The 22,805-nt window shown below is 40.4% G+C and carries 17 protein-coding genes; 11 read left to right on the top strand and 6 right to left on the bottom strand.

Annotated features, from left to right (window positions below; all coding sequences use genetic code 11):
* Positions 1–7 precede the first annotated feature (7 nt).
* Positions 8–1,066 (bottom strand): peptidase M42, encoded by a 1,059-nt coding sequence (locus J9318_RS01940; RefSeq protein ID WP_210560826.1) that lies wholly within the window; start codon positions 1,064–1,066, stop codon positions 8–10.
* 234 nt (positions 1,067–1,300) lie between these two features.
* Here J9318_RS01940 and J9318_RS01935 point away from each other — a divergent pair, with 234 nt between their 5' ends.
* The 6 genes from J9318_RS01935 to J9318_RS01910 all read left to right on the top strand — a co-directional run bounded on the left by J9318_RS01935 (position 1,301) and on the right by J9318_RS01910 (position 7,110).
* Complete coding sequence (locus J9318_RS01935; RefSeq protein WP_210560825.1) at positions 1,301–1,858, top strand: sigma-70 family RNA polymerase sigma factor; 558 nt, start codon at positions 1,301–1,303, stop codon at positions 1,856–1,858.
* Positions 1,855–2,595, top strand: a complete 741-nt coding sequence (locus tag J9318_RS01930) for an anti-sigma factor (protein WP_210560824.1) — start codon at positions 1,855–1,857, stop codon at positions 2,593–2,595. The genes J9318_RS01935 and J9318_RS01930 overlap by 4 nt, the downstream gene beginning before the upstream one ends.
* A gap of 215 nt (positions 2,596–2,810) precedes the next feature.
* Complete coding sequence (locus J9318_RS01925; protein ID WP_210560823.1) at positions 2,811–4,403, top strand: DUF4331 domain-containing protein; 1,593 nt, start codon at positions 2,811–2,813, stop codon at positions 4,401–4,403.
* Positions 4,404–4,413: 10 nt separating this feature from the next.
* Complete coding sequence (locus J9318_RS01920) at positions 4,414–4,911, top strand: Ig-like domain-containing protein (RefSeq protein ID WP_210560822.1); 498 nt, start codon at positions 4,414–4,416, stop codon at positions 4,909–4,911.
* Positions 4,912–4,991: 80 nt separating this feature from the next.
* A complete protein-coding gene (locus J9318_RS01915; protein WP_210560821.1) occupies positions 4,992–6,011 on the top strand; it encodes a tetratricopeptide repeat protein in 1,020 nt (339 codons plus the stop codon).
* On the top strand, positions 6,004–7,110 hold the full coding sequence (locus J9318_RS01910; RefSeq protein ID WP_210560820.1) for a HupE/UreJ family protein: 1,107 nt from the start codon (positions 6,004–6,006) through the stop codon (positions 7,108–7,110). Before J9318_RS01915 ends, J9318_RS01910 begins: the two co-directional genes overlap by 8 nt.
* Positions 7,111–7,168: 58 nt before the next feature.
* Here J9318_RS01910 and J9318_RS01905 read toward each other — a convergent pair whose 3' ends face one another.
* Positions 7,169–10,051, bottom strand: a complete 2,883-nt coding sequence (locus tag J9318_RS01905; protein WP_210560819.1) for an ATP-binding protein — start codon at positions 10,049–10,051, stop codon at positions 7,169–7,171.
* Complete coding sequence (locus J9318_RS01900) at positions 10,038–11,210, bottom strand: ABC transporter substrate-binding protein (protein WP_210560818.1); 1,173 nt, start codon at positions 11,208–11,210, stop codon at positions 10,038–10,040. Before J9318_RS01900 ends, J9318_RS01905 begins: the two co-directional genes overlap by 14 nt.
* A 167-nt stretch (positions 11,211–11,377) precedes the next feature.
* On the opposite strand from J9318_RS01900, the gene J9318_RS01895 reads away from it, so the two are divergent.
* On the top strand, positions 11,378–12,304 hold the full coding sequence (locus tag J9318_RS01895) for a diguanylate cyclase (RefSeq protein WP_210560817.1): 927 nt from the start codon (positions 11,378–11,380) through the stop codon (positions 12,302–12,304).
* 48 nt (positions 12,305–12,352) lie between these two features.
* Entirely contained in the window at positions 12,353–12,988 is a 636-nt protein-coding gene (locus J9318_RS01890) for an Hpt domain-containing protein (protein WP_210560816.1), read from the top strand.
* Positions 12,989–13,015: 27 nt separating this feature from the next.
* Here J9318_RS01890 and J9318_RS01885 read toward each other — a convergent pair whose 3' ends face one another.
* A complete protein-coding gene (locus J9318_RS01885; RefSeq protein ID WP_210560815.1) occupies positions 13,016–13,630 on the bottom strand; it encodes a hypothetical protein in 615 nt (204 codons plus the stop codon).
* A 319-nt stretch (positions 13,631–13,949) separates the two neighbouring features.
* Here J9318_RS01885 and J9318_RS01880 point away from each other — a divergent pair, with 319 nt between their 5' ends.
* Positions 13,950–15,545 carry an ABC-F family ATPase gene (locus J9318_RS01880; protein ID WP_210560814.1) on the top strand — a complete coding sequence of 532 codons (1,596 nt, stop codon included), beginning with the start codon at positions 13,950–13,952 and terminating at the stop codon, positions 15,543–15,545.
* Between the two features lie 67 nt (positions 15,546–15,612).
* On the opposite strand, the gene J9318_RS01875 is transcribed toward J9318_RS01880, so the two are convergent.
* Positions 15,613–16,215, bottom strand: coding sequence for a hypothetical protein (locus J9318_RS01875; RefSeq protein WP_342345692.1), 603 nt, complete (start codon positions 16,213–16,215; stop codon positions 15,613–15,615).
* Positions 16,205–18,166, bottom strand: coding sequence for a DEAD/DEAH box helicase (locus J9318_RS01870; protein ID WP_210560813.1), 1,962 nt, complete (start codon positions 18,164–18,166; stop codon positions 16,205–16,207). Before J9318_RS01870 ends, J9318_RS01875 begins: the two co-directional genes overlap by 11 nt.
* A 219-nt stretch (positions 18,167–18,385) precedes the next feature.
* Between J9318_RS01870 and J9318_RS01865 the strand changes: the two genes are divergently transcribed.
* Entirely contained in the window at positions 18,386–19,591 is a 1,206-nt protein-coding gene (locus J9318_RS01865) for an efflux RND transporter periplasmic adaptor subunit (RefSeq protein WP_210560812.1), read from the top strand.
* A 5-nt stretch (positions 19,592–19,596) separates the two neighbouring features.
* On the top strand, positions 19,597–22,764 hold the full coding sequence (locus J9318_RS01860) for an efflux RND transporter permease subunit (RefSeq protein WP_210560811.1): 3,168 nt from the start codon (positions 19,597–19,599) through the stop codon (positions 22,762–22,764).
* Positions 22,765–22,805 lie beyond the last annotated feature (41 nt).

Here is a 22,805-nt window from a genome sequence, read left to right as displayed (position 1 = left end):
AGTCAATTTACTCGGTTGTCTTTTTTGCAAGCACCTGTAACAAATCCAAGAATGCCTGCACCGACTTCACCGACGCTGATTCCTGCATCGTGTGGTACCCAATCGTTGGTATTTGTATTGTTGTGCCGTCAACCAACCCATTTGAGGCCGCGATAATTCGCCCAAGCTCAGTGCTTCCTAAAGAATGCGGAGGCTCACCTCGGCTCACTCTCAATGCATTATCGTCTTCGACATATTTATCTTTGTATATGTAACTTATGTTATTGTCTTCGCATAGCTTTGCAATCATCGCAGTGGATGATGAATTGAAGTGTGCATTCGCGTCTTTTTCTCTAAGCACCAGCAATTGTAAATTAGCCGTTTCTACATTTGGAAATGGACTTGTATCCACAACAAATAACTTATTGGTATTGCCACCAAAACGGCGAAACCATTCTAAAAGATAACGCCAGCTTTTGCCTGCTTCTTCTTGCGCAGTAAAAAATGCCGTACCTTGAAACCCTTGACTGAATAAGTGCACAAGTGCGGCTGCCGTTAGCACATTATCAAGTTGTCCTGATAATCGCTCTTCGGTAATTTTCAACTTGTCTTTAAAGGCGATGGGCGTTCCCGCCACGACGTCTTCTAAACCTTCAATTTCGAATATGAGGTTGTTGCGATATTCGCAGACGTAGCTATTTTTTATGACCCCATTACCACGATAAACACCAGACCAAGGTTCGTATGCATATACTGTTTCCGACTTAAACCGCTCAGTTACCTTAGTCATCAGCTCTTCAGAAACTGAGTTATTTAATAAGTCTGTTTTATTTGCCGAGATAAACGCCGCATATTGAAATTCATTAGGGCCAGTGCAAATCAATCCATGTCGATCAATGTGAGCAGAGAACATGGCGCTGAATGGATCCGAGCCTTGCGCAACAAGTAAACCCTCGTACCAAGTTACTTTGGCGCCTCGTTCTTCAAGTTCTCGTTGTAAAACCCTAAAAAACGAATGTTCTGCGCCAACCACACTGGGTTGTCTTATGATCGTTTTCAACAAATCGATAAAGTCATTGTCTAGCATTATTTCGCCTACGGTTTAGGTGTGGATCCTTGCCTATCAAGGTCCATTAGTAATGCTTTGAATATAAACCTGAAATGGCAATACAACTAGTTTTTTAAGCACTTTACTAACTTTGTAATATATTTTTAGCGCATTTTCACTTCGACCTGTTAGGGTATAAAAAAAGTTCGCTGTTTCTGCATCCAGTTTTTGTTTTGCGACGTTACAGAAATAACAACCAACGATAGGTCAAATATGGAACATGATGAATTATTGCCTCTTCTCAGTGCAACTGCGAAAGGCGACAAAAAGGCATTTGCTGAATTGTATAGTGCCACCAGCGGCAAGCTGTATGCCATAAGCTTAAAAATGCTGAAGAACACGGCTCTGGCCGAAGAAGCTTTGCAAGATGCGTTTATTAAAATTTGGCACAACGCGAGCGATTATCAATCCAGTAAAGGTGTGGTGATTTCGTGGATGATTAGCATTGTTCGATATCGAAGCTTAGATCTGATTCGCTACAATAAAGTGCGAAAGGAGCAAACCCTCACTGGGGAGCATAGTGCAGACTTGGAAAACGTTGAAGTTAACCATGAAACTGACTTAACCGTCGAGTACGAGTCAAACAGCGACAATAAGTTAGTCGACTGTATTGAGCAGTTAGATCAACAGCAGCGCCAAGCTATTCATTTAGCTTATTACAAAGGCCTAACCCATTATGAGTTAGTTGATCATGTATCGTCACCATTAGGTACGGTAAAAAGTTGGATTCGACGTGGCTTACAACAATTACAAAGGTGTTTAACGTTATGAATTATGAAAATCAAAAACTCATAGACATGTTGGCAGCAGAGTACGTGTTAGGCACTTTGGTTGGTTTAGCTCGTGATAGATACTCTAGACTCATGCTTACGTCTACGCGCGCCCGCGAGGCGACTTGGAAATGGGAGCAGCATTTAAACCGGCTTGCCAGTTCAATTGAGTCGGTGACACCTGATCAGCAAGTTTGGGAAAGGATCAGCCAACGAATTGATTCCAATGTGGTTGCCCTAAATATTCAAGCCCAAGCCAGCAATGATGAAGGCAATACAGTTAAAGAAACACCGAAAAAACAGAAGAGCAGGTTCCTGCAAGTTTGGTCTATGGCCGCGTCGGTTGCGTGTATCGCTCTTGCTGCTGTTATTTGGCAATCAGAAAAACCGTTGCCAGTTGATACCTTTGAAAGCAGTCAACTTGCTGTTTTTAAGAATGAAGCCAAAGCACCATTATGGTTAGTTGATGTTCAAGACCAAAACTTAATGGTTAAGGCAAGTTCCTCGCTAGAGGCGAGAGCGGACAAAGATTACGAATTATGGATGATATTAAAAGGCCAAGATGCGCCAATTTCATTAGGTTTATTGCCTAAAGATGGCGTAAAAATCTTAGTGAGGAATGGTCGTTTTAAAGCTGAAGATATTGCCTTGCTAGCCGTTAGTTTAGAACCACTAGGTGGCTCACCAACAGGATCGCCAACGGAAGTATTGTATACCACTGACTTAGTGGTTTTATAAAGAAAGACTATTTGAGCGGTTAATGGTTAATCAGGCCGCTTTAAAATATTTTGTGAATTTAGCCAGACTGGTAAAATAGTCTGGCTTTTTTGTGTCTGATTATCAGTCTAAAAAACTAATTTTTAGTTATTTCAATTAATTTCACTTTTTCTGCATCCAATGCAAAACCTCGCGCGTTTTCTTCATGACTTCTTAATAAAACAAAGGATAAAGTCATGAAATTGTTAACTCCATCTTTAGTCGCTCTGGCTGTATGCAGTACTCTTTTCAGCACGGCAAGTGATGCCTCGAGTCATAGAGAAGCACCAAACATTGCTCGATTTGCAGCATTAGACTCAACAGATTTTTACGCATTTAATAGTTACGAAGAAGGCCGTGGCGAGTACGTCACGCTAATCGCCAATTACATTCCTCTGCAAGACGCTTACGGCGGTCCAAATTACTTTGCGATGGATCCAGATGCTACGTATAGCATTCATATTGATAGCGATGGCGACGCCATTGAAGATATGACATTCGCCTTTAATTTTAAAAGCAAATTAGCGCAAGATAATGAAGGTATTGCCCTTACCGTTGGCCCAGAAGGCAATCAAAGAACCGTTGCAGTACCTTTAAAGAACATCGGTGGAATCGCGCCAGGCAACAACGCCGCGGTTAATTTTAGCGAAAGCTACTCAATGTCAGTTATTACCGGTCCACAGCGCACGGGTACAAAAACCACGCTCACCAATCCAATGACCAATACCAATGAATTTGGTAAGCCATTAGATTATGTAGGTAATAAAACATTCACATCAATGGCGAACTACCAAGCTTACGCTGACCAATTTGTCTATCAAGTCTCTATTCCTGGCTGTGACAACATGGCAAAAGTATTTGTTGGTCAACGTAAAGACCCATTTGTTGTAAACCTTGGTAAGACTTTTGACTTAGTGAACTATGTACCAGTTGAAGGTGACAGCGCTCCAGGCGCCGGTGATGGCGAAGGTTTCCCTGGTGGTATCACTCAGTCGGACAGTAATGATGACTTAGCGGATAAGAATGTAACTTCTATTGCGATTGAAGTACCAAAAGCCTGCGTAACAGGTGAAGGCAATGGCACGATTGGTACATGGACAACGGCGAGTCTTCCTCAAGCTCGTATCTTAAATCCAAATGCAACCTTTGAAAAACCAAGTGTCAGCGGTGGTGCGTTAACTCAAGTGTCTCGTTTAGGGAACCCTTTGGTGAACGAGTTAGTGATTGGCCTAAAAGATAAAGATACTTTTTCTTCATCTCACCCACAAAACGATGGTCAGTTTATCGACTACGTAACTCACCCATCTTTACCAGAGCTTCTAAACATTTTGTTTAAAGACGCGGTAAACACAACGCTAGGCACAAACATGGAAACGTTAGCACCAACTAACTTCCCACGTAATGACTTAGTTACGGCCTTTTTAACAGGCTTCCCTGGCGTGAATCAACAAGCAACTGTAACGGGCGCGGAAATGCTTCGTTTAAATACGGGTATCGCGGCCACAGGTCAAGCAGACCAATCGGCATTTGGTGTTGCGGGCAATGACTTAGCGGGATTCCCAAATGGCCGTCGTCCTGGTGATGATGTAGTAGATATTGCGCTGCGCGTTGTTATGGGTCGTTTATGTCACCCAGTTCCAGTTAATGGTACCGATACTGATTTAGGCCTATGTGCGCCAGAAGATGCAAATACAGGTTTAGTTCCGTTCACCGATGGTGCACCTCTAGATGCAACCATGATGGACGCGTCGTTCCCTTATTTAGCAACGCCTCTAGCGGGTTCAAAATAGGAGTACTGACATGAATAACATGAACTTACTTAGGGTTAGCGCTTTGGCCTCTGTGCTTGCTATTTCAGCTTGTAACAGTGACAACGACAAATCTAAAGTGAACTACAAACCACAGGCAGTTACCGCAAGCGTGATCACCCAAACTGAAGTGCCCGTCACCGACATGTTGTTGGCAAGCGACAAGGAAAATGACCCGCTGGCTTTCGTTTTGGTTACTGAACCTAAGTTAGGCACTGTTTCCGTTGCAAGCAACGGTAACTATGTTTATACGCCAAACATTGAAGTGACCGGCGAAGACAGTTTTGAGTTTTCCGTTTCAGATGGTGTAAACCAACCAGTTATAGGAACGATAAACATCACTATTGAGCAACTGCCAGTTGATTTTTCGACTCAGGTTAGATCAGCGTTTCGCCAAGAACCATCTAGCTTACCGCTTAGTGTTAATGGTCGTCATTATTTAAATACTGAAGTTGAGACAGACTTTGACGAGTTGCTCGTCGACTTTTAAATTTTTTTAAAAATCGAGTTCACTTTACATTGCCAAGGACGGCTTTTTTTAATCAACCAGTTTTATAAAAAGGACAAATAATGAAGACATTAGCGACGATTTTTTTATTGACGATTAGCGTAACGGCTAACGCCGAGTCTTATGTTCCTAAACCTGACTTTCTTGTTGCAAAAACGACCGTTCGCCACAACGAAGATCTATCAATTATTGAGTTAGAGAGGTTAGTGCTACGTAGCCAAAGTGTGGGTAAAACTGAAGTTAGTCAAGGCTTTCTGAAAACCGAATTAGCTAAGCGATATCAAGCCAACCCCACCGCTAAAGTCGGTTATTTGTATGCTCGTGTTTTACAAAGAGAGCATCTATTTAGTGACGCACTCACTGTTATAAACACGATTTTAAAATCCGATCCAAACCTTATTAATCCGTTATTACTAAAGGCAAATATGTTACAAACAAAGGGTAAATTTGAAGCTGCTAAACTCGCTTGTTTAAAGCTACTAGGACGAGCAAGTGTCGAAACGGTAAGCACCTGCGCACTCGATGCAGAAAGCCATAATGGAAAGTTGGAAACCAGTTACAAAAATTTGCAATCTATCGTTGCTCACAAGCCAACAAGCCAGGCAACCCAACACGTATTAGCTGAAATGGCGTTTAGACTTAACCAACCAAAACAAACATTAAAACATTTAGCCAATGTTGATTTAAATGAAGCGCCCGTAAGTATTCTCGTTTTATGGTCCGATGCACAGTTAGCATTATCAAACTATACCGCCGTAATAGACACAATTAGCAATTTGGTCTCAGAGCCAAATAACCTGGAAGATGCGCTGCTACTTAGACTTGCCCAAGCAGAAAAGCAAGACATTCAAAGCCAAACACCTAAATGGCAAGCCCTCATATCAGAACGCATTGAACTAAGAGAGCGACGCCAAGATACTTTCCATGCAGCCGATCTCGCATTGTATTATCTAACAATTGACATCAACAGTGATAAAGCCTTGTATTGGGCCACCATTAATTGGCAACAAGCAAAACTTGAATCTGACAAAATTTTACTTGCTAAGGCTAAAGCGAGATTCAAGGAGCTAGAAAATGAGTAATTTCAAAAGTAAATTTATTGTTTTTGTGTTTCTTTTATCAGCTTCTTTTTCATCATTTGGCCACCAGCTGAGCACCAGCTATCTGACACTAAAATCAGAATCTGAAAAACCACAAAACCTATTAGGTAAATGGCAAGTGGAAGTTAAAGACTTAGAACAAGTCATCGATTTTGATATCAACAACGATGGCAACATCACTTGGCAAGAAGTTACGCTTCAACAATCCGCCATTTCACAATTTATTAAACGTGTTTTAACCATTACGCAAAAAGAACGTCAATGCATTGTTTCTAGCCAAGGGCCGCTAAAACTAGATAGCCACTTTAATCTGCCTTATTTAGACATTCCTATTCTTGTTAATTGCCAAAGTACAGGTGCGTTTGCGATAAAATACGACGCTTTTTTTGATTTTGATTCTAATCATAAATCGTTAATTTCTATAAATAATACGAGCTTTGTCTACGATATAACGGACAGCGAAGGCTTTGTTGGGGTTGATCAAGTAACGGCATATTCAACCGCTGTTGAGTATTTGTATCAAGGAATTCTGCATATTTGGATGGGTCTTGATCACATCCTATTTTTAATTGCGTTATTACTCACTTGTGTATTGATACGTGAGCAAAACAAATGGCTAGCGAGTCCATCAAAAGTACAAATTTTGAAGCAAACCGCTTGGATTGTGACTGCATTTACGATTGCTCACTCTATCACCTTAACCGCAACGGCAATGGGCATTATTGCACCAAGTAGTAAATGGGTTGAAATAGGGATTGCGATCTCTGTAGTTGTTGCCGCTTTAAATAATATTTGGCCTGTTGTGATAAGACTAGGCTGGGTTACCTTTGGTTTTGGCTTGTTACACGGAATGGGGTTTGCAGGAGTGCTTGGAGAGCTAGGGCTATCTAATGAATACCAATTGCTCAGTGTCCTAACCTTTAACCTTGGTGTTGAAATTGGTCAGTTGGCGATTTTAGCGGTGACATTGCCACTATTAATACTGGCTCGGGAATTTAACTGGTATCAACGATGGTTAATGCCGGCTGGTTCGTTGGTTATTGCCATCATTGCTACACAGTGGACTATTGAGCGTTTTTAATGGCAACTAAAAGCAGAAAAAGCGCCGAAGTGTCTATCAATGCGCTTTTTCTGTTTGTTTAACCATGTAGCTTTAAATGCCATTTTGTAAGCAAACTTTGCAATACGCCTAGATCAATCGGTTTCGGTGTGTAGTCGTCCATACCAGCTTCAAAGCACTTCTCTTTGTCACCTTTCATCGCGTTGGCTGTCATAGCGATAATTGGGATACTTTTATTATGTTCGCCCGCTTCGCCATTTCGAATTGCTTGCGTAGCCTCGTAACCATCTAAAACCGGCATATGACAGTCCATAAATACCACATCAAACTCTCGTTGCTGTGACTCACTTAAGCGTTCTAATGCTTTAGCGCCATTAACAGCAACTTCAATGTCTAAACCACTTTCCGTAAGCATTTTTTTTGCAACCATCTGGTTAATCAAATTGTCTTCAACGAGCAAGGCTCGCATCGTAACCTTCTCAAATGGTTGCGCCTTTTCCACTTCTTTAAATAGTACATTGTCGGTGTTTGAACTAACACCTAACCGTGCAGAAAAGGAAAATGTACTGCCAACGCCAAGCTCACTGTTAAGCTTTATGTCGCCACCCATTAGCTGGCAAAGCTGTTTTGAAATGGATAATCCAAGTCCAGTCCCACCAAATTCACGTGTTGTCGACGAGTCTGCTTGAGTAAAAGATTCAAAGATAGAGTTTATTCGACTTGCCTTAATGCCAATACCTGTGTCTTTGATATGCCATATACATTCAATAGTGCTCTGATTTATAGGCTTTGTTTCAACGCTTATACTGACTTCACCTTCTTGGGTAAACTTTAACGCATTGCCAATAATATTATTCATTACCTGACGTAGGCGACTAGCATCACCTAATACAAAGGCTTCATTGACTTTCGTCATATCCAATGTAAACACTAAGCCTTGAGCGTCTGCCGCAGCTTTAAAGGTTCTAAATACCGAGCGAGTTAAGGACTCTATATCAAGCTCTTGTGTTTCAATTTCCAATTTTCCAGCTTCAATTTTTGAAAAGTCTAAAATATCATTTATCAGAGATAACAATGACTCTGCGCTATCTTTAGCGATGACAGCGTATTCTCGTTGTTGTTGTCCTAGCTCTTCTTTTAGCATTAAACTTAACGTGCCAATAACACCGTTCATTGGTGTGCGAATTTCATGACTCATGCTAGCTAAAAACTCTGACTTCATTTTTGCTGACTGCTCTGCACGCTCTTTGGCTTGTTTTAAATAGCTTGCAGTGCGCTGCTGCTCGGTTACATCATGCTGAAAGCCGATATAATGGGTGAGTACACCTGAATCATTAATAATTGGACTGAGTGTTAGATTGTTTGAAAATGGTGTGCCGTTCTTTTTATAATTTATGACTGTAATGTCTAATGTTTCTCGCTTAGATATCGCCGTTCTCATCGCCTCAATTTTGGTTGGGCTAGTTTTCGCTCCTTGTAGAAAATGACAATTTTTTCCTAGCACTTCCTCTAAAGGGTAACCTGTTAAATCTAAAAATGCTTCATTAGCGTAAACAATAGGCTGGTCACCATTTAGCATATCGCAAATAACAATCGCTGTACTTGCTTCATCTATGGCTTTGTTCTTCATCTGAAGTTCAAACATCAAATCCTTTTGTTTGGTTAAATCTGTCGCCACCAAAACAAAGCCAATTTCTTGTCCATCGCTAATATAATGATTCAGTCGCCACTCAAGCACTAGCGGTCTGGAGGTTAACGTACCGTAATTACTGTAATCAATTTCTACTCTGTTTTTTTGTTCTAGTTCTTGCCAAGTTTGTTGTGGGAAAATTAGGTTAAAATCATCAGGCAGGGTAACTCGGTACTCTAATCCAAGTTCAAACATACTGTTGTTTTGCAATACGCTATTAAAGTTATGATCTAATACCAGTAACGGCTCTGACATTGAATTTATGACACTTTCAAAACGATCTCGCGATAATGATGTATTTAATAAGTCATGTAATAAAAAGTTAACCGACGCCTTGATTGCAACTACTTCACTCGGCTCTCGACGAGATATAGGTTGGTTAATTGGACTCCGGCCTTTGCTTGCTTCACTGATACTATCGCGTAATGATTTTAATGCTTGGCTCGCTATTTTTGCCGAAATACGGGCACTATAGTTTGTCGCAAAAATAACAACCATCAGAAGAAAAAACACCATCACAAACAGCTGTAAAACATCTTGATAGGCTTTTGTTAGTCGTTCGACACTAAATGCTCGCCACCATCGACCTTCGGCTTTTACCGAAAATGTGCCTGACAATTTTTTCTCGCTAATGACTGTACCAAGCGGCAGTTGGTCTGGTTGAGAACTAAACATTACTTCGTATTCGTCATTCACTAAGACTTGAACACCTAAGCTTGATGAATACGAAATGACATCTTGTAACGATTTTATATAAACAACAATTGCGCCTTCTGCGGTTGCGCCGTACATAACAGGCGCAGCTATTAAAATACCGTGTTTTGAAACGTCTACATTAATTTGACCTTGTTCAAGCACTTCACTTCGCCAGTTAAAGTTTTTGTGATTCAGTTCGAATAAGGTCCAATTTTTTACTACAATCGGCTCTGCATTGAAGTTTAAAAAGCCAATCGCGATATCATTACTATTGGTTATTTTTAACGACTGGAAGAACACCGAAAGATAATTTTCTCGCTGTTCATAATCTATTAAGCTATTAATAATAAGGTCGTTTTTTGCTAGGTTGGAAACTTGCGTAGTGATATTGTCGATATTATTTACCGCAATTTTTTCAATTTGCTCTAATTGCGCTCGATGACGATTATTAAGTTGATCTTCAATAAATAGAAAAAAGCTGATGAATAGCACAACCGAGACAATCAAGGCCATCGACATGACCTTAGGCATCGCTTGCTGAATCAGTATTTTATATAGCGGTCTATTTCTTTGCATTGGCGTTTGGTACTAAAAATCCTGATTCGTTATATTTTGCCATAAAGTAATCTTGCGCCATTAATGCATCATGACGACTAGCGGTAAACGGCGGCTCATATGTCTTAACTAAGCCATTGTGCTTATTAAGTTTTTCTAAGTTTTTTCGTATACTATCAGAATCTACCGATTTACCTAGCTCTATAGCTCTTGCCAATAAATAAACTAGATCGTATGCATGCGCTAAGCCAGTTGCGCCAGGAATATTTTCTGCGGTTGCGTCGCTATCAAATCGATTTATGTAGGCAGATAACACTTGCTTGTTTAAAGTCTCATTTGTAGGTCGCAAAAAACTATAGGTTTGTAAAACTGAAATGTCGATTTGTTGCAATAACTCGACACCGACGCTTTGAACAAATTGACCACTTGCGATGCCCCAATGAGAATAAACAGCCAATTCTTTAAACTCTGGATTAGACGCTAACTCTCGAATGATAGTGGCCCCTTCTGGCGCATTTGCCACCAGCATAATGGCAGTTGCTCCGCTTTGCTTTATGCGTTGCAACTCCTTTTGCATCGACTTTTGACGCCAATTAAACCAAGCTGTATGAGTAACTTTGATGTTAGATAAGACGCTTTGCGACTCAATAGATATGCTATTAGATCGACCCCAAGCGGTTTGTTCCAGTAATAATGCAACTTTTTCGTGACCATCTTGTTTAGCCGCATTAACTAATACCGAGCCAGCTTCTGCATCACGGACCGATAAACGAAAAACAAAATTCGGCTCAAAGTCATTATCAACTATTGCCGTACCTGCAGCCCAAGGTACCAAAAAAGGAATTTTATGCTCATGTATTAAAGGTAACTCTTGCATAACCACTGGCGTATGGACGCCTCCAAGTAAAGCGATCACATTCGGCATGCTCGAAAATGATTTTATATTGTGCTTACCGCGTGCAGGGTTGCCACGATGATCTTTGCTTACGAGCTTTAATTTGCGGCCTAAAACGCCACCTTTTTTGTTAATTTCATCTATCGCTATTAGAGCGCCACGCTGTATTGCCTCACCGCCATCTTTTGCAACCGCTGATAAATCCGCATCCAGACCTATGATATAAGGCTCTTTAGCGTTTATAAAAAAGCTAAATGCCGCCAAAAGAAGCAATATTTTTTTCATGCCATACTCAGTGGTTTTTTATTTAGTATAATCAGGATTTAACGCGTTTGTAATCCAGTTTCCTATCAAACTTAAATAATTTAACCTTTTCATAGTGTTGTTGCATATTGCAAACCGTATCAAGTCTCCGTATTCTACGGCTACCGGCATTGGGATATGAAGCGATAATGATAAAAACAAATAACGCAAAAATTTTAGTTGTAGATGATGACGCGACTCAAATTCAAACAGTGATTAGTCACTTGCAAAGCATGAACTATGACCTTTTTATTGCCAAAAATCGTTCCGACACATTAAAAACCCTCGCCAATAACGATATTGATTTAGTCTTGCTAGATATTAATTTGCCTGATGGTAACGGTTTTGAAATTTGCCGAGAAATTCGCTCTCAACACGAGTTTAATGACAATCTCAGTATCGTATTTATGACAAGTCATCACTCAAACGAACGCGAAGCAGAAGGTTTATCTGTTGGCGCAAACGACTACATCTACAAGCCTTTAAACCAACAAGTACTAGTCGCTAGAATTAATGTCCAACTACAGCAATTACGTAAAACCAAGTTGTTGTCACATTATGCAAATGTTGATGCACTAACAGAACTAGGTAATCGCCGTGCGTTTGACGAGCAATTGCAGCAAGAGTTAAAGCGTGGCGAACGAGAAGGCGTGCCAGTCTCACTTTTGTCTTTGGATATCGACTTTTTTAAAGCTTACAACGACCATTACGGCCATCCGCAAGGCGACAAATGTCTCCGTGAGGTTGCCAATTGCATTAAAAGTGAATGTCGCCGTCCGTCGGATTTTGCTTTTAGAGTTGGCGGTGAAGAATTTGCCATTGTTTTATACAACACCCCTGCAAGTGGCGCCATGCTGTTTGCAGACAAAATTCGCAGCAAACTCGCTACAACTGCGCTTCAGCATGAGTTTTCTTCGGTGTCAGAATTCGTCACGATGAGTATTGGTGTTACAGATACACTAAGCGCATCTTATAATATTGTTGAGCTGATTGCCCAAGCTGATGAAATGCTTTATCAAGCTAAAGAAGGCGGTCGTAACCAAGCAATAGCGCATGATTGGTTAGCGGTTATTTAATCAAACACTGCTATAATTAAGCTCGAATTCAACTTTTAGGTTTCACCCATGAATACGTCATTCTCAAATACCAATGAGCCGGTTATGTCTCACCCTATTCTGTACCCAGAACAGTTACATGTTTTACAACCAAGCCTTGCCAGTATTAACGAACTTGGTCAGCCAGAAACTTACTTGTTAATTATTGAAATGTTTGTGCAACAATACGAATCTTTTAATAACGAAGTTCAACAAGCAATAAAGCTTAATAATGGACCTGAGCTTCACTCGCTAATCCATACTCTAAAAGGATCTTCTGGCGCCTTAGGCCTGCAACAATTAAATGAGATTAGCACCGAGCTAGACCTACAACTTACCCAAAAAGTGAATGTTGAATGTATAAACTTCAAACCACTTTATGACTGCGTCACAGCTAGCATTCACGATTGCCACCGGGTATTAGAACTAAATCAGGGCTCATCACCGTCGCACGGCCTAGAGTTAACTAACGATGGGGATTTATCAGACATGTTAATCACCTTAAGAGAAAAGCTACATAACCATGAGTTGATTACGCAGCCTTTCCTTAATTTATTGGTCTCTATTTTAGATGACAAGAACTGTAGAAAATACGATCAGGTTCTTGATTTAATTAAGCAGTTTGAATATTCAAAAGCTTATCAATCATTAATAGAATTAGATTAAGCGATATTTGTTCATTCTGCCGGTTAGTTACTCGGCGTTACATTTATTGGTTTTTTTCAAGTCGACGTTATTGTCTTTAGCTTCTTCAATAATGTCGATGTCTTCTAAAAATAGAAAGTAGCCTTCTTGCGCATCCGTCTGCAAAAACAAGTCGACTTCTAATTCCTCAAACTGCTCTAAATTACCAAAACAATTACTACTCATCGATATGGAAAAGTTGCCAGTCCCTTTAATGCCGTTCGCTTTATTTGATTTCGCAATCGCTAGTGTTTCTGCGATTGCTTCTGCATCGCTTTCTGACAGTTTAAGAATGGTAATACGCTCTCGAGGCTCAATGTCTTCTAGAAGAATCGGCGAAAAGTCCGCTTTAAGATCTGTTACGGCCTCAACTAATGCCTTATGCTCTCGCAACACTGGCGAACTTGTTTCGTCACCTGTGGTTTCATATTTCATTCGAATTTTGGCCGCACCCGTTTGTACATCAACCGCTTCATTCGTGCGAATGGCAATACGAACTTCCGCTGGTTTCATATCAATTGGAGAAAGTTGACTCATTTTGTACATGGTAGAGATAGGCATACTCATACAACCGCCAAGTGCAAACATAAAGACACCAGTTAAAAGAAAAGTTTTGGTTTTCATATACGTCCCTGAATTAATTTAATTTTAATTTGAAATATTTGATGAGCTTGTAGACTAAAGACTTGGTGAAAAGTTCGCCATTAGTTTAATAATATTTATGTAAAATTATATGTCGTAAACGTTTTATACCCCTTTCAAAACTAACTTTGTTTAAGACCACTATTTTCTTCGAAATACCAGACTAGACTGGAAAAATTGACGAAATTTTGTTTAAATCCCGCCCCTAAATTAATACTAATGTAATAGCCTTGTATTAATAATTATTTTACGGCGTTTATTAAGCGCTACTTAAGCACGACCCCAAGAGGAACTCAATAACGTGATCACTACTGCTAACATCACAATGCAATTTGGCGCGAAGCCATTATTCGAAAATATCTCGGTTAAATTTGGTAACGGTAACCGCTACGGTTTAATTGGCGCAAATGGATGTGGTAAGTCAACGTTTATGAAAATCCTTGGCGGTGAATTAGCACCTTCAAGCGGTAATGTAAGCTACGGTGAAGGTGAGCGTTTAGGTAAACTTCGCCAGGACCAGTTTGGTTTTGAAGAATATTCAGTGCTAGACACGGTTATTATGGGCCACCAAGAGTTATGGGACGTTAAACAAGAACGCGACCGTATTTACTCGTTACCTGAAATGTCTGAAGAAGACGGTATGAAAGTAGCCGACTTAGAAACGCAATTTGCAGAAATGGGCGGTTACGAAGCTGAATCATCTGCAGGTGAATTATTGCTCGGTGTTGGCATTGGCACTGAGTTGCATTACGGATTAATGAGCGAAGTTGCGCCAGGCTTTAAACTGCGTGTTTTACTCGCTCAGGCACTGTTTTCAGAACCAGACTTTTTATTGCTCGACGAACCAACCAACAACTTGGACATCGATACAATTCGCTGGTTAGAAGACATTCTTAACCAACGTAACTCAACTATGATCATCATTTCGCATGACCGTCACTTCTTAAATTCAGTATGTACTCACATGGCTGACTTAGACTACGGTGAGCTTCGCGTTTACCCAGGTAACTATGACGAATACATGTTAGCGGCTACACAAGCACGCGCTCGTATGATTAATGACAACGCTAAGAAAAAAGCCCAAATTGATGAGTTAAAATCATTTGTTGCACGTTTCTCTGCTAATGCTTCAAAAGCGCGTCAAGCTACGTCTCGTCAAAAACAAATGGAAAAGATTAAGTTAGATGAAGTGAAAGCGTCTAGCCGTGTTAATCCATTCATTCGTTTTGAACAAGAGAAAAAGCTTTATCGTCAAGCCGTTGAAATTGAAGGTTTATCAAAGGGTTTTGATGAAGGCCCTTTATTTGAGAACTTTAACCTTATGGTTGATGTTGGTGAGCGCATTGCCATTATTGGTGAAAACGGTGCAGGTAAAACAACACTACTTCGTACCTTGCAAGGTGACTTAGAGCCTGACTCAGGTTTTGTTAAATGGTCTGAAAACGTGAAAATGGGTTATTACGCGCAGGATCACGCAGCAGATTTTGAAACCGACATGGACTTGTTTGAGTGGATGAGTCAATGGCGTCGTCCAAATGACGATGAGCAAAGCATACGTAGCTTCTTAGGTCGAATGTTGTTTTCATCTGATGATATTAAAAAGTCTGTAAAGGTACTATCTGGTGGTGAACAAGGCCGTATGTTGTTTGGTAAAATGATGATGGCAACACCTAACGTGTTATTGCTCGATGAGCCGACTAACCACATGGATATGGAATCTATTGAGTCTTTAAACATGGCACTTGAGAACTACGAAGGCACGTTAATCTTTGTTTCTCACGACCGTCAGTTTGTTTCTTCACTGGCAAACCGTATTTTAGAAATCAAAGGCAACAAGGTCATCGATTTCCGCGGTAGCTACGATGAGTACTTGAAGTCAAAAGGCGTTGATCACTAGGTTGATCGCTAATTAAACCTAAACGGTTATCTAAACAGGCTCTAATTACTTAGGGCCTTTTTTATTTTTAGTTTTTAGTTCGGATTAAAGTAGCGGTATAACTGTATCCATAAATACCAGAAAATATAATACTCGGCGCTACCGTTAACCAAAGGTTAGGTGTTTGGTTTATGACATTCACCAGCGTGACTAAGCCACTTTGAATTAATAATGGCAATAATGGTGCGAGTAACGCGCCTGGAAGTTTTCTTCCCTCAAAGTATCGAGCTGATTGGTTTAACCCATGCATGAAGGCTTTTTTTATGGCTTGATTCTGCGTCGACTTAGAATGAAATTTACAAAGTATTGGCATCATAAACGCTAGTGAAAAACAGTGACCGTGAAACTTAGATACAGAACGTTCTAGCAACCAAGTAAATAATAGTGTCATTAAGCCGCTATACGCACCTTGTACAAAGGCAGCTTGAATGGTGGTACTCATTGGTATGGCGTCACTTAAATTAGCCCAATACGCCCACGCAAAATAAAAGCTAAAGGCCACCAGCGCCGAAATTAAAAGCCTCACGTTCGAACTACTCAATTTACTAACCCTTTGTTCATTCTTTAAACACCCTTTAATGATAATAAAGTTTTTGTTGGTATTGGTATTGGTATTGAAGTTAAAGTTCATTAGCGGTTCGATACTTACCTTTATAATCAAAGATTTTTTCTTGAACTTGCCAAACAATATGTGTTTTCGATTTTCGTTTTGGATCTTTTTTAGCAATAACAAAGTCTGGAATAATAAATCCCTGTGACTCTTTTAAGACCTCATTCAGCGACAAAAACTTTCGCGGTTCGCTAGAGTTCCTAAATCGTCTACCAAACTGCAAATTAAAAACAGCACGTTGCTTTTCAGAACTCAAATCAAAAAACTCTTTTAGCTCTGTACCGTCTTCATCATAGTAAACGATTTTTAGCGCCCCGTTGTGTTCCGAAAACGTCATACCACTACATCTAATAACCATTCGGTTAGTGAGCTTTAAGGCTTCTTTTAGCTTTTCATCGGGATCGACAAGCTGATTTTTACAATCGTGGCATTCACGGGCGGCAATATCATTTTGAGCATTACAAGTGGGACATTCTTTAAACCGGAAGCGGTAGTCACAGGCCATAGCCTCTTGATCTTCGTCGCTCTCTTCCGGCATTTCAAGAATGCCTTGGCAAGCTCTACCATAGTGCTCAAGCACTTTTCCGTCGTTGTCTGTTATGCCCCAAAACGTATTGGCAAAACCGCACGATGGACAAAACACTTGAACCAATTCACTTCTTGAGTCCGGTTTTTTCTCGCCTACTTCAGGGTGAAAGATGTTTATCCCATTTCCAGCGTAGTCAATCACTAAACAATCTTGTTTTCCTTCAGATAAGCGCAAACCGCGCCCTACAATTTGTTGATACAAACTCACAGACTGCGTGGGTCTAAGAATCGCAATTAGATCCACATGAGGCGCATCAAACCCTGTTGTTAATACCGATACGTTAACTAAGTACTTTATTTTCTGGGTTTTAAAGTCACGAATCAGCTGTGCCCGTTCGTCGTTTTTTGTTTTGGCAGTGATCAAGGCGACTTTTGAAACACCATCGACACTTTCATTTTTAGATTCAAGGTAACCGACAATTTCTTTGGCGTGCTTAACTGTGGCGGCAAAAATCATTACGCCCTTTCTCTCAACTGCTCGTCCATTTTCATTATTTTTGTCACGACTATGGAGATCACCTTGTGTAAGCAATTGAATTTGCTCCACGATGCCTTCTGTCACTCTAGGGTATTTACCCAATAACTCATTGACTTCGGCGTCATCAAATTCGCCAAACTTATTCGATTGCAGCGCAGAAAAATCATATTGCTCTACTGCTGCATCTATTAATTTTGGTGGCGTTAAAAAGCCGTTTTTTATCATGTAAGACAAAGGTAATTCGTAAATACATTTTTTAAATGGTGTTGCTTGTGATGATCTCACAAAACCGTGGTAGTGATATTGATAAATCCAACCAAGCCCTAATCGAAAAGGAGTGGCGGTTAATCCTAAAATTTTAAGCTCGGAATTGTGTGATTTTAATTGGCTTACAATTTGACTGTACTGATTGCTTGTTTTTGCCTTTACAGGCTTTTCATTGTTTGGATTTGTTCCCTTGTAGGGATTCAGCTTTTCTTGGGTTAACGAGTCCTGGTCTGAAGTTACTTTTAATTCTTCTTCAAAGTGGCTTACTCGATGACATTCATCAATAATGATCAACGAATATTCTTGCGCAAACTTTTCTAGGTTTCGTGCTACTGATTGCACACTTGCAAATGTAACTTGATATTTTGTTTCTTTACGACTCAAACCAGCTGAAAACACACCACTTTTTACGTCCATTTGCTCGGCGTAATCATGGAACTTTTGATGATTTTGTTCAACTAACTCTTTAACGTGAGTTAACACCAATATTTTTCGTCGGGCAATTCTGGCTAACTCAGCTATAACTAAGCTCTTACCTGCACCCGTTGGGAGCACGATAACCGCCGGTTCGTTAGTCTTCTGAAAGTGGCTGACGGTTGCGTCAACGGCTTCTTGTTGGTATTGACGAAGTTTATACATTGAAATTCAATTTTTATTTATAGATTAAAGGTTCGGTAGCAGGTTACTATTGCGTCAATAAGTTATAGATATTTATTAGTTTTTTCTTATTTGTAGGAAAAATATCACACATTTTCTTACAATTGTGAAAGCTCACATTCTGCTTGTAGTGTTTTAATATACTACACAAAGCTAGTTTAACTTTATAACTACCTTAACAAATTTTAAATGGATTAAGTCATGAGCAAAAAATGGTTAAAGATTGCAGCCCCTGTTGTCATATTATTAGGTGGCGCTGTTGCGTTTTATATTGTTCAAAGTAATGGCCCTAAACCGCCTGAAAAGAAAGAAATTGATACCCGTCCTACTGTAACCGTTCAACAAGTTAACCCAGAATTCCATCAAATAAGAATTCGAGGATATGGCGCGGTGACGCCACTTGAAAAAACCATGATTTCAGCACAAGTCTCTGGCGAAGTGGTTAAGTGGCACCCTAATTTTGTTGAAGGTGGTTTAGTAAAACGTGGTGAAGTGTTATTTGAAATTGAATCTGACACTTATGAAGTCGCCTTACTGCAAGCCGAATCACAATTAAAAACGGCTCAGGCCCAATTAATCGAAGAACAAGGTCGTGCCGAAGTAGCAAAGCGCGAAGCCAAATCGATGCCAAATGAGCGTGTTTCTGACTTATATCTACGTAAACCACAAGTAATGAGCGCTGAAGCCGCTGTAAAGCTGGCACAAGGTTCAGTTAAGTTAGCGCAACGTGATTTAGACAATTGCCGAGTACTTGCGCCTTACGACGCCCTAATCATTAAGCGTGACTTAGGTACTGGCCAATTTGTTAATCGAGGTACGAATGTCGGTGAATTATATAACGTTGAAAAAGCAGAAATTGTTTTCCCTGTTGCAGGCTTCGATCGCACTTTTCTTCCAAATACGTTAACTGGCTTACGTGCTGAAATATCGACTCGTGAAAAGTTCTCAAGTACACGCAATGGCACTATTGTTCGTGACACGGGCATCGTTGACCAAGCAACGCGCATGGGTAACATAGTGGTTGAAGTTGAAGATCCGTATGGTCTAAAAGCTGACTTACCTCGTTTAATGTTTGGCACATACGTTGAAGTAAGCTTTGATGGTCAAGGCTTGAATAACATAGTAAAACTTTCTCAAGATTTAGTAACAAATAACCGAGTTTGGGTATTAGGCGATAACAACACGTTAAAGCAGAAGAAAGTTGAAGTAGTTAAAGAAGAAGGCAAAACGTTCCTAATCAGTGGTGGTTTAAACCCAGAAGACCAACTTATTATGACAATTCCAGAGTACGCTCAGGATGGTATGAAAGTTAAGTTAGCGGGTGAGTCTGACAAAAAGAACGACAAGCCAGAAGATGATTCAAATGTAGTTCCAACGTCTGTTGCTCAAAGCAATAAGGATGCATAACGCTCATGTCTGAAATCAAACAAAAAAAAGAAACGGGACTCATTGCCTTTTTCGCGAATAACTCGGTAGCGGCTAACCTCATGATGGTATTTATCATCGTTATGGGTTTAATAAGCTATTTTACAATTCAGCGTCAGATGTTTCCAAATATAGAGATTAACTATATTCAAGTGAGTGCGGCCTATCGTGGCGCGTCTCCACAAGAAATTGAAGAAAGCATCTTGATCAAAATTGAAGAAGCGTTGAAGGACGTAACTGAAATTGAAGAGATGTATTCACGAGCGTTTAGAAATTCAGGCCAAGTTTCACTAGAAATCGACCCTGATAAAGATTTAGCCGAAGTGCTCGACAAAGTTAAAATGCGAATTGACAGTATCGCGACGTTTCCCGCCGCCATGGAGCCGGTTAATGTTAGGCAAATAGAATTTAATCAACAAGTTATAGAGATGTCTCTGGTCGGGGATATGTCCGTTGAAGAACTAAAACCCATAGCAAAACAAATTGAAGATGAGCTTTTGCAGTTAAATAACGTGTCGTTAGTAACCGTAAACGCTCCTGCTGAAGAAATTGCTATTGAAATTCAACCTGAACAATTACGTAAATACAACCTCACACTAACCGACATTACCCAAGCTATTCGTCGATATTCGGCAAACTATTCGGCCGGTCAATTACGTACTGACGCTGGTTTAATTGCGGTTCGAATTGAAAATCAATTTTATAACGGCGAAGAGTTTCGGTTAATACCTGTGAAGATTGGTGAGAACGGTTCTAAAGTTTTGTTAGAAGACGTAGCCATCATTAAAGATGGATTTACCGAAGGTGTTCGATACAACAAATTCTCTGGTCAAAACTCGGTATTTATCCAAGTAAATGCCACGAAAGATCAGAATTCAATCGCTGTATCAAATTCGGTTAATAGCTATATTGAACAGCGTAACCTTACGCTTCCAGCGGGCATGGAGCTAAAAGTATTAGTAGACATGACCTACTATTTAAAAGCTCGACTCAACATGATGCTATCGAATCTTTTTCAGGGCTCTATCTTAGTTGCCATAATGCTAACGATATTTCTCAGATTTAGACTGGCTTTTTGGGTGATGATTGGTTTGCCTGTTTGTTTCTTAGGCGCAGTCATGATGATGCCGGTATTCGGCGTAAGCATTAACGTTTTATCACTTTTCGCATTTATTATGGTGCTAGGGATTGTGGTGGACGACGCCATTGTCATCGGTGAAAGTGCCTACACCGAAATAGAAAAACATGGAGGCGGTGTAGAGAATGTCGTACGTGGCGCTAAAAAAGTCGCGACTCCGGCAACCTTTGGTGTGTTAACTACCATTGCGGTATTCGCTCCGTTTTTTGCATCAAGTGGCCCACAGGGTTCGTTCTTTTATAACATCGCGACTGTGGTGGTATTTTGTTTAATATTTAGCTTGATAGAGTCAAAATTAATTTTGCCTGCTCACTTAGCTCACACTAAATTTAGCCCGATTAAAGAAAACAGCCTTCGCCATCGCTTTAATAAGCGCTTTAATTATTTTGTAAATGTTAAGTACAAAAATTTCTTAAAAAAATGTGTTGAGTGGCGCTGGGCAGTGATGATGGCCTTTGTTGGTATATTACTGGTCAGCATCGCGATGATGGCGGGGAGTCATGTCCGTTTTGTACCTCAACCTAAAGTACCTCACGATTTCCCTGATATTCGAATTGAAATGAACCAAACGGTATCTGACCAACAAACCATTGACGCAATTCAAAAAATTGAAGCTATGGTACAAAGAGTTGACCGAGAAGTTGAACAAGAAACTGGTCAGAAAATGGTCCGTGATATATTAGCGTTTAACCAAGATCGCAGCTCAGGTCGCATCGTTATTCCTTTGGTTGATGAAGAGTTACGTCCATTTGATACCTTTGAAATCGCGCGTCGTTGGCGTGAACAAATGCCAGATATTCCTGGCATGAAATCTATTACCGTACAAGACCAACTAATGGGCGGTGGCGGTGGCCAAGGTGGAGGCGACTTCGGTTACCTGCTTTATGGCCCAGACTTAGAACAACTTAATATTGCAGGTCGAGAGTTCATTACGATGCTTTCACAGGAACCAGGTTTATTTGATATCAGCTCGACCATTGACCCTGCTAGCAAAGAGATTCAATTAGATCTTAAGCCGGTAGCCTATGACTTAGGCTTATCGTTGCAATCAATTGCAGGTCAAATTGGCGCAAGTTTCTACGGTGGTGAAGCTCAGCGTGTATTACGTGGCGGTGAGGAAATTCGTGTCATGGTGCGTTACCCACAATTAACACGCGAACAGTTCAGTGAATTGAAATACGCCATCGTGACCACGCCTTCTGGTAAAGAAGTGATGTTAGGAGATGTTGTAAGCCTTACTGAAAAGCCAGGCATAAGTTACATTCGTCGTGAGAATGGGTTCCGTAGTGTTTATATATACGGCTCAATTGATGAAGTTGTGGTGGAGCCAAATGAAGTGGTAAAACGCATCAAAGACGATCTGTTACCTAAGCTGAAATCAGATTTTCCTGGTGTTAAGACTGAACTTGGTGGATCCATTGAAGAAGAACAGGCACAGCAAAACGAGCAGATCATGTTCTTTGTCGCTGGTTTGCTAATGATTTACATTTTATTAGCCGTACCGCTGAAGAGTTATGCCCAACCATTAATCATAATGTCGGTTATTCCTTATGGTTTTGTTGGCGCAGTTTGGGGGCATTACTTGTTTGGCATGGATTTGAGCATGATGTCAACGTTCGGCCTCATTGCAGCGGCAGGGGTTGTTATCAATGACAGCTTAGTAATGACAGACTATGTAAACCAAATGCGTAAACAAGGTCAATCTGTGGCACGTTCAGTTATTGACGCTGGCTGTGTGCGCTTTAGGGCAATAACACTGACATCAATTACAACATTTGTGGGCGTATTGCCTATTATGTTTGAAACCAGCTTACAGGCACGAATTGTTGTGCCTATGGCGGTTGCACTTGGTTTTGCTGTTTTATTCGCGACGTTTGTTACACTGATTTTAGTACCTTGTTTATACATGGGCTTAGAAGACTTTAAGAACATCTTCCGTCGTAAGAGCAAAGTATCAACAAAAATAGATAGCACTGACTATACAAACTATACAAAACCAGTTGCTGATTCAGAATAAGCACTTTTACTCTAACTAGAGCAATTTAGCTTGTACCAAAA

Source organism: Psychrosphaera aestuarii (genome assembly GCF_017948405.1).
GTDB lineage: Bacteria > Pseudomonadota > Gammaproteobacteria > Enterobacterales > Alteromonadaceae > Psychrosphaera > Psychrosphaera aestuarii.
This window is presented reverse-complemented; position numbering and strand designations above follow the sequence as displayed.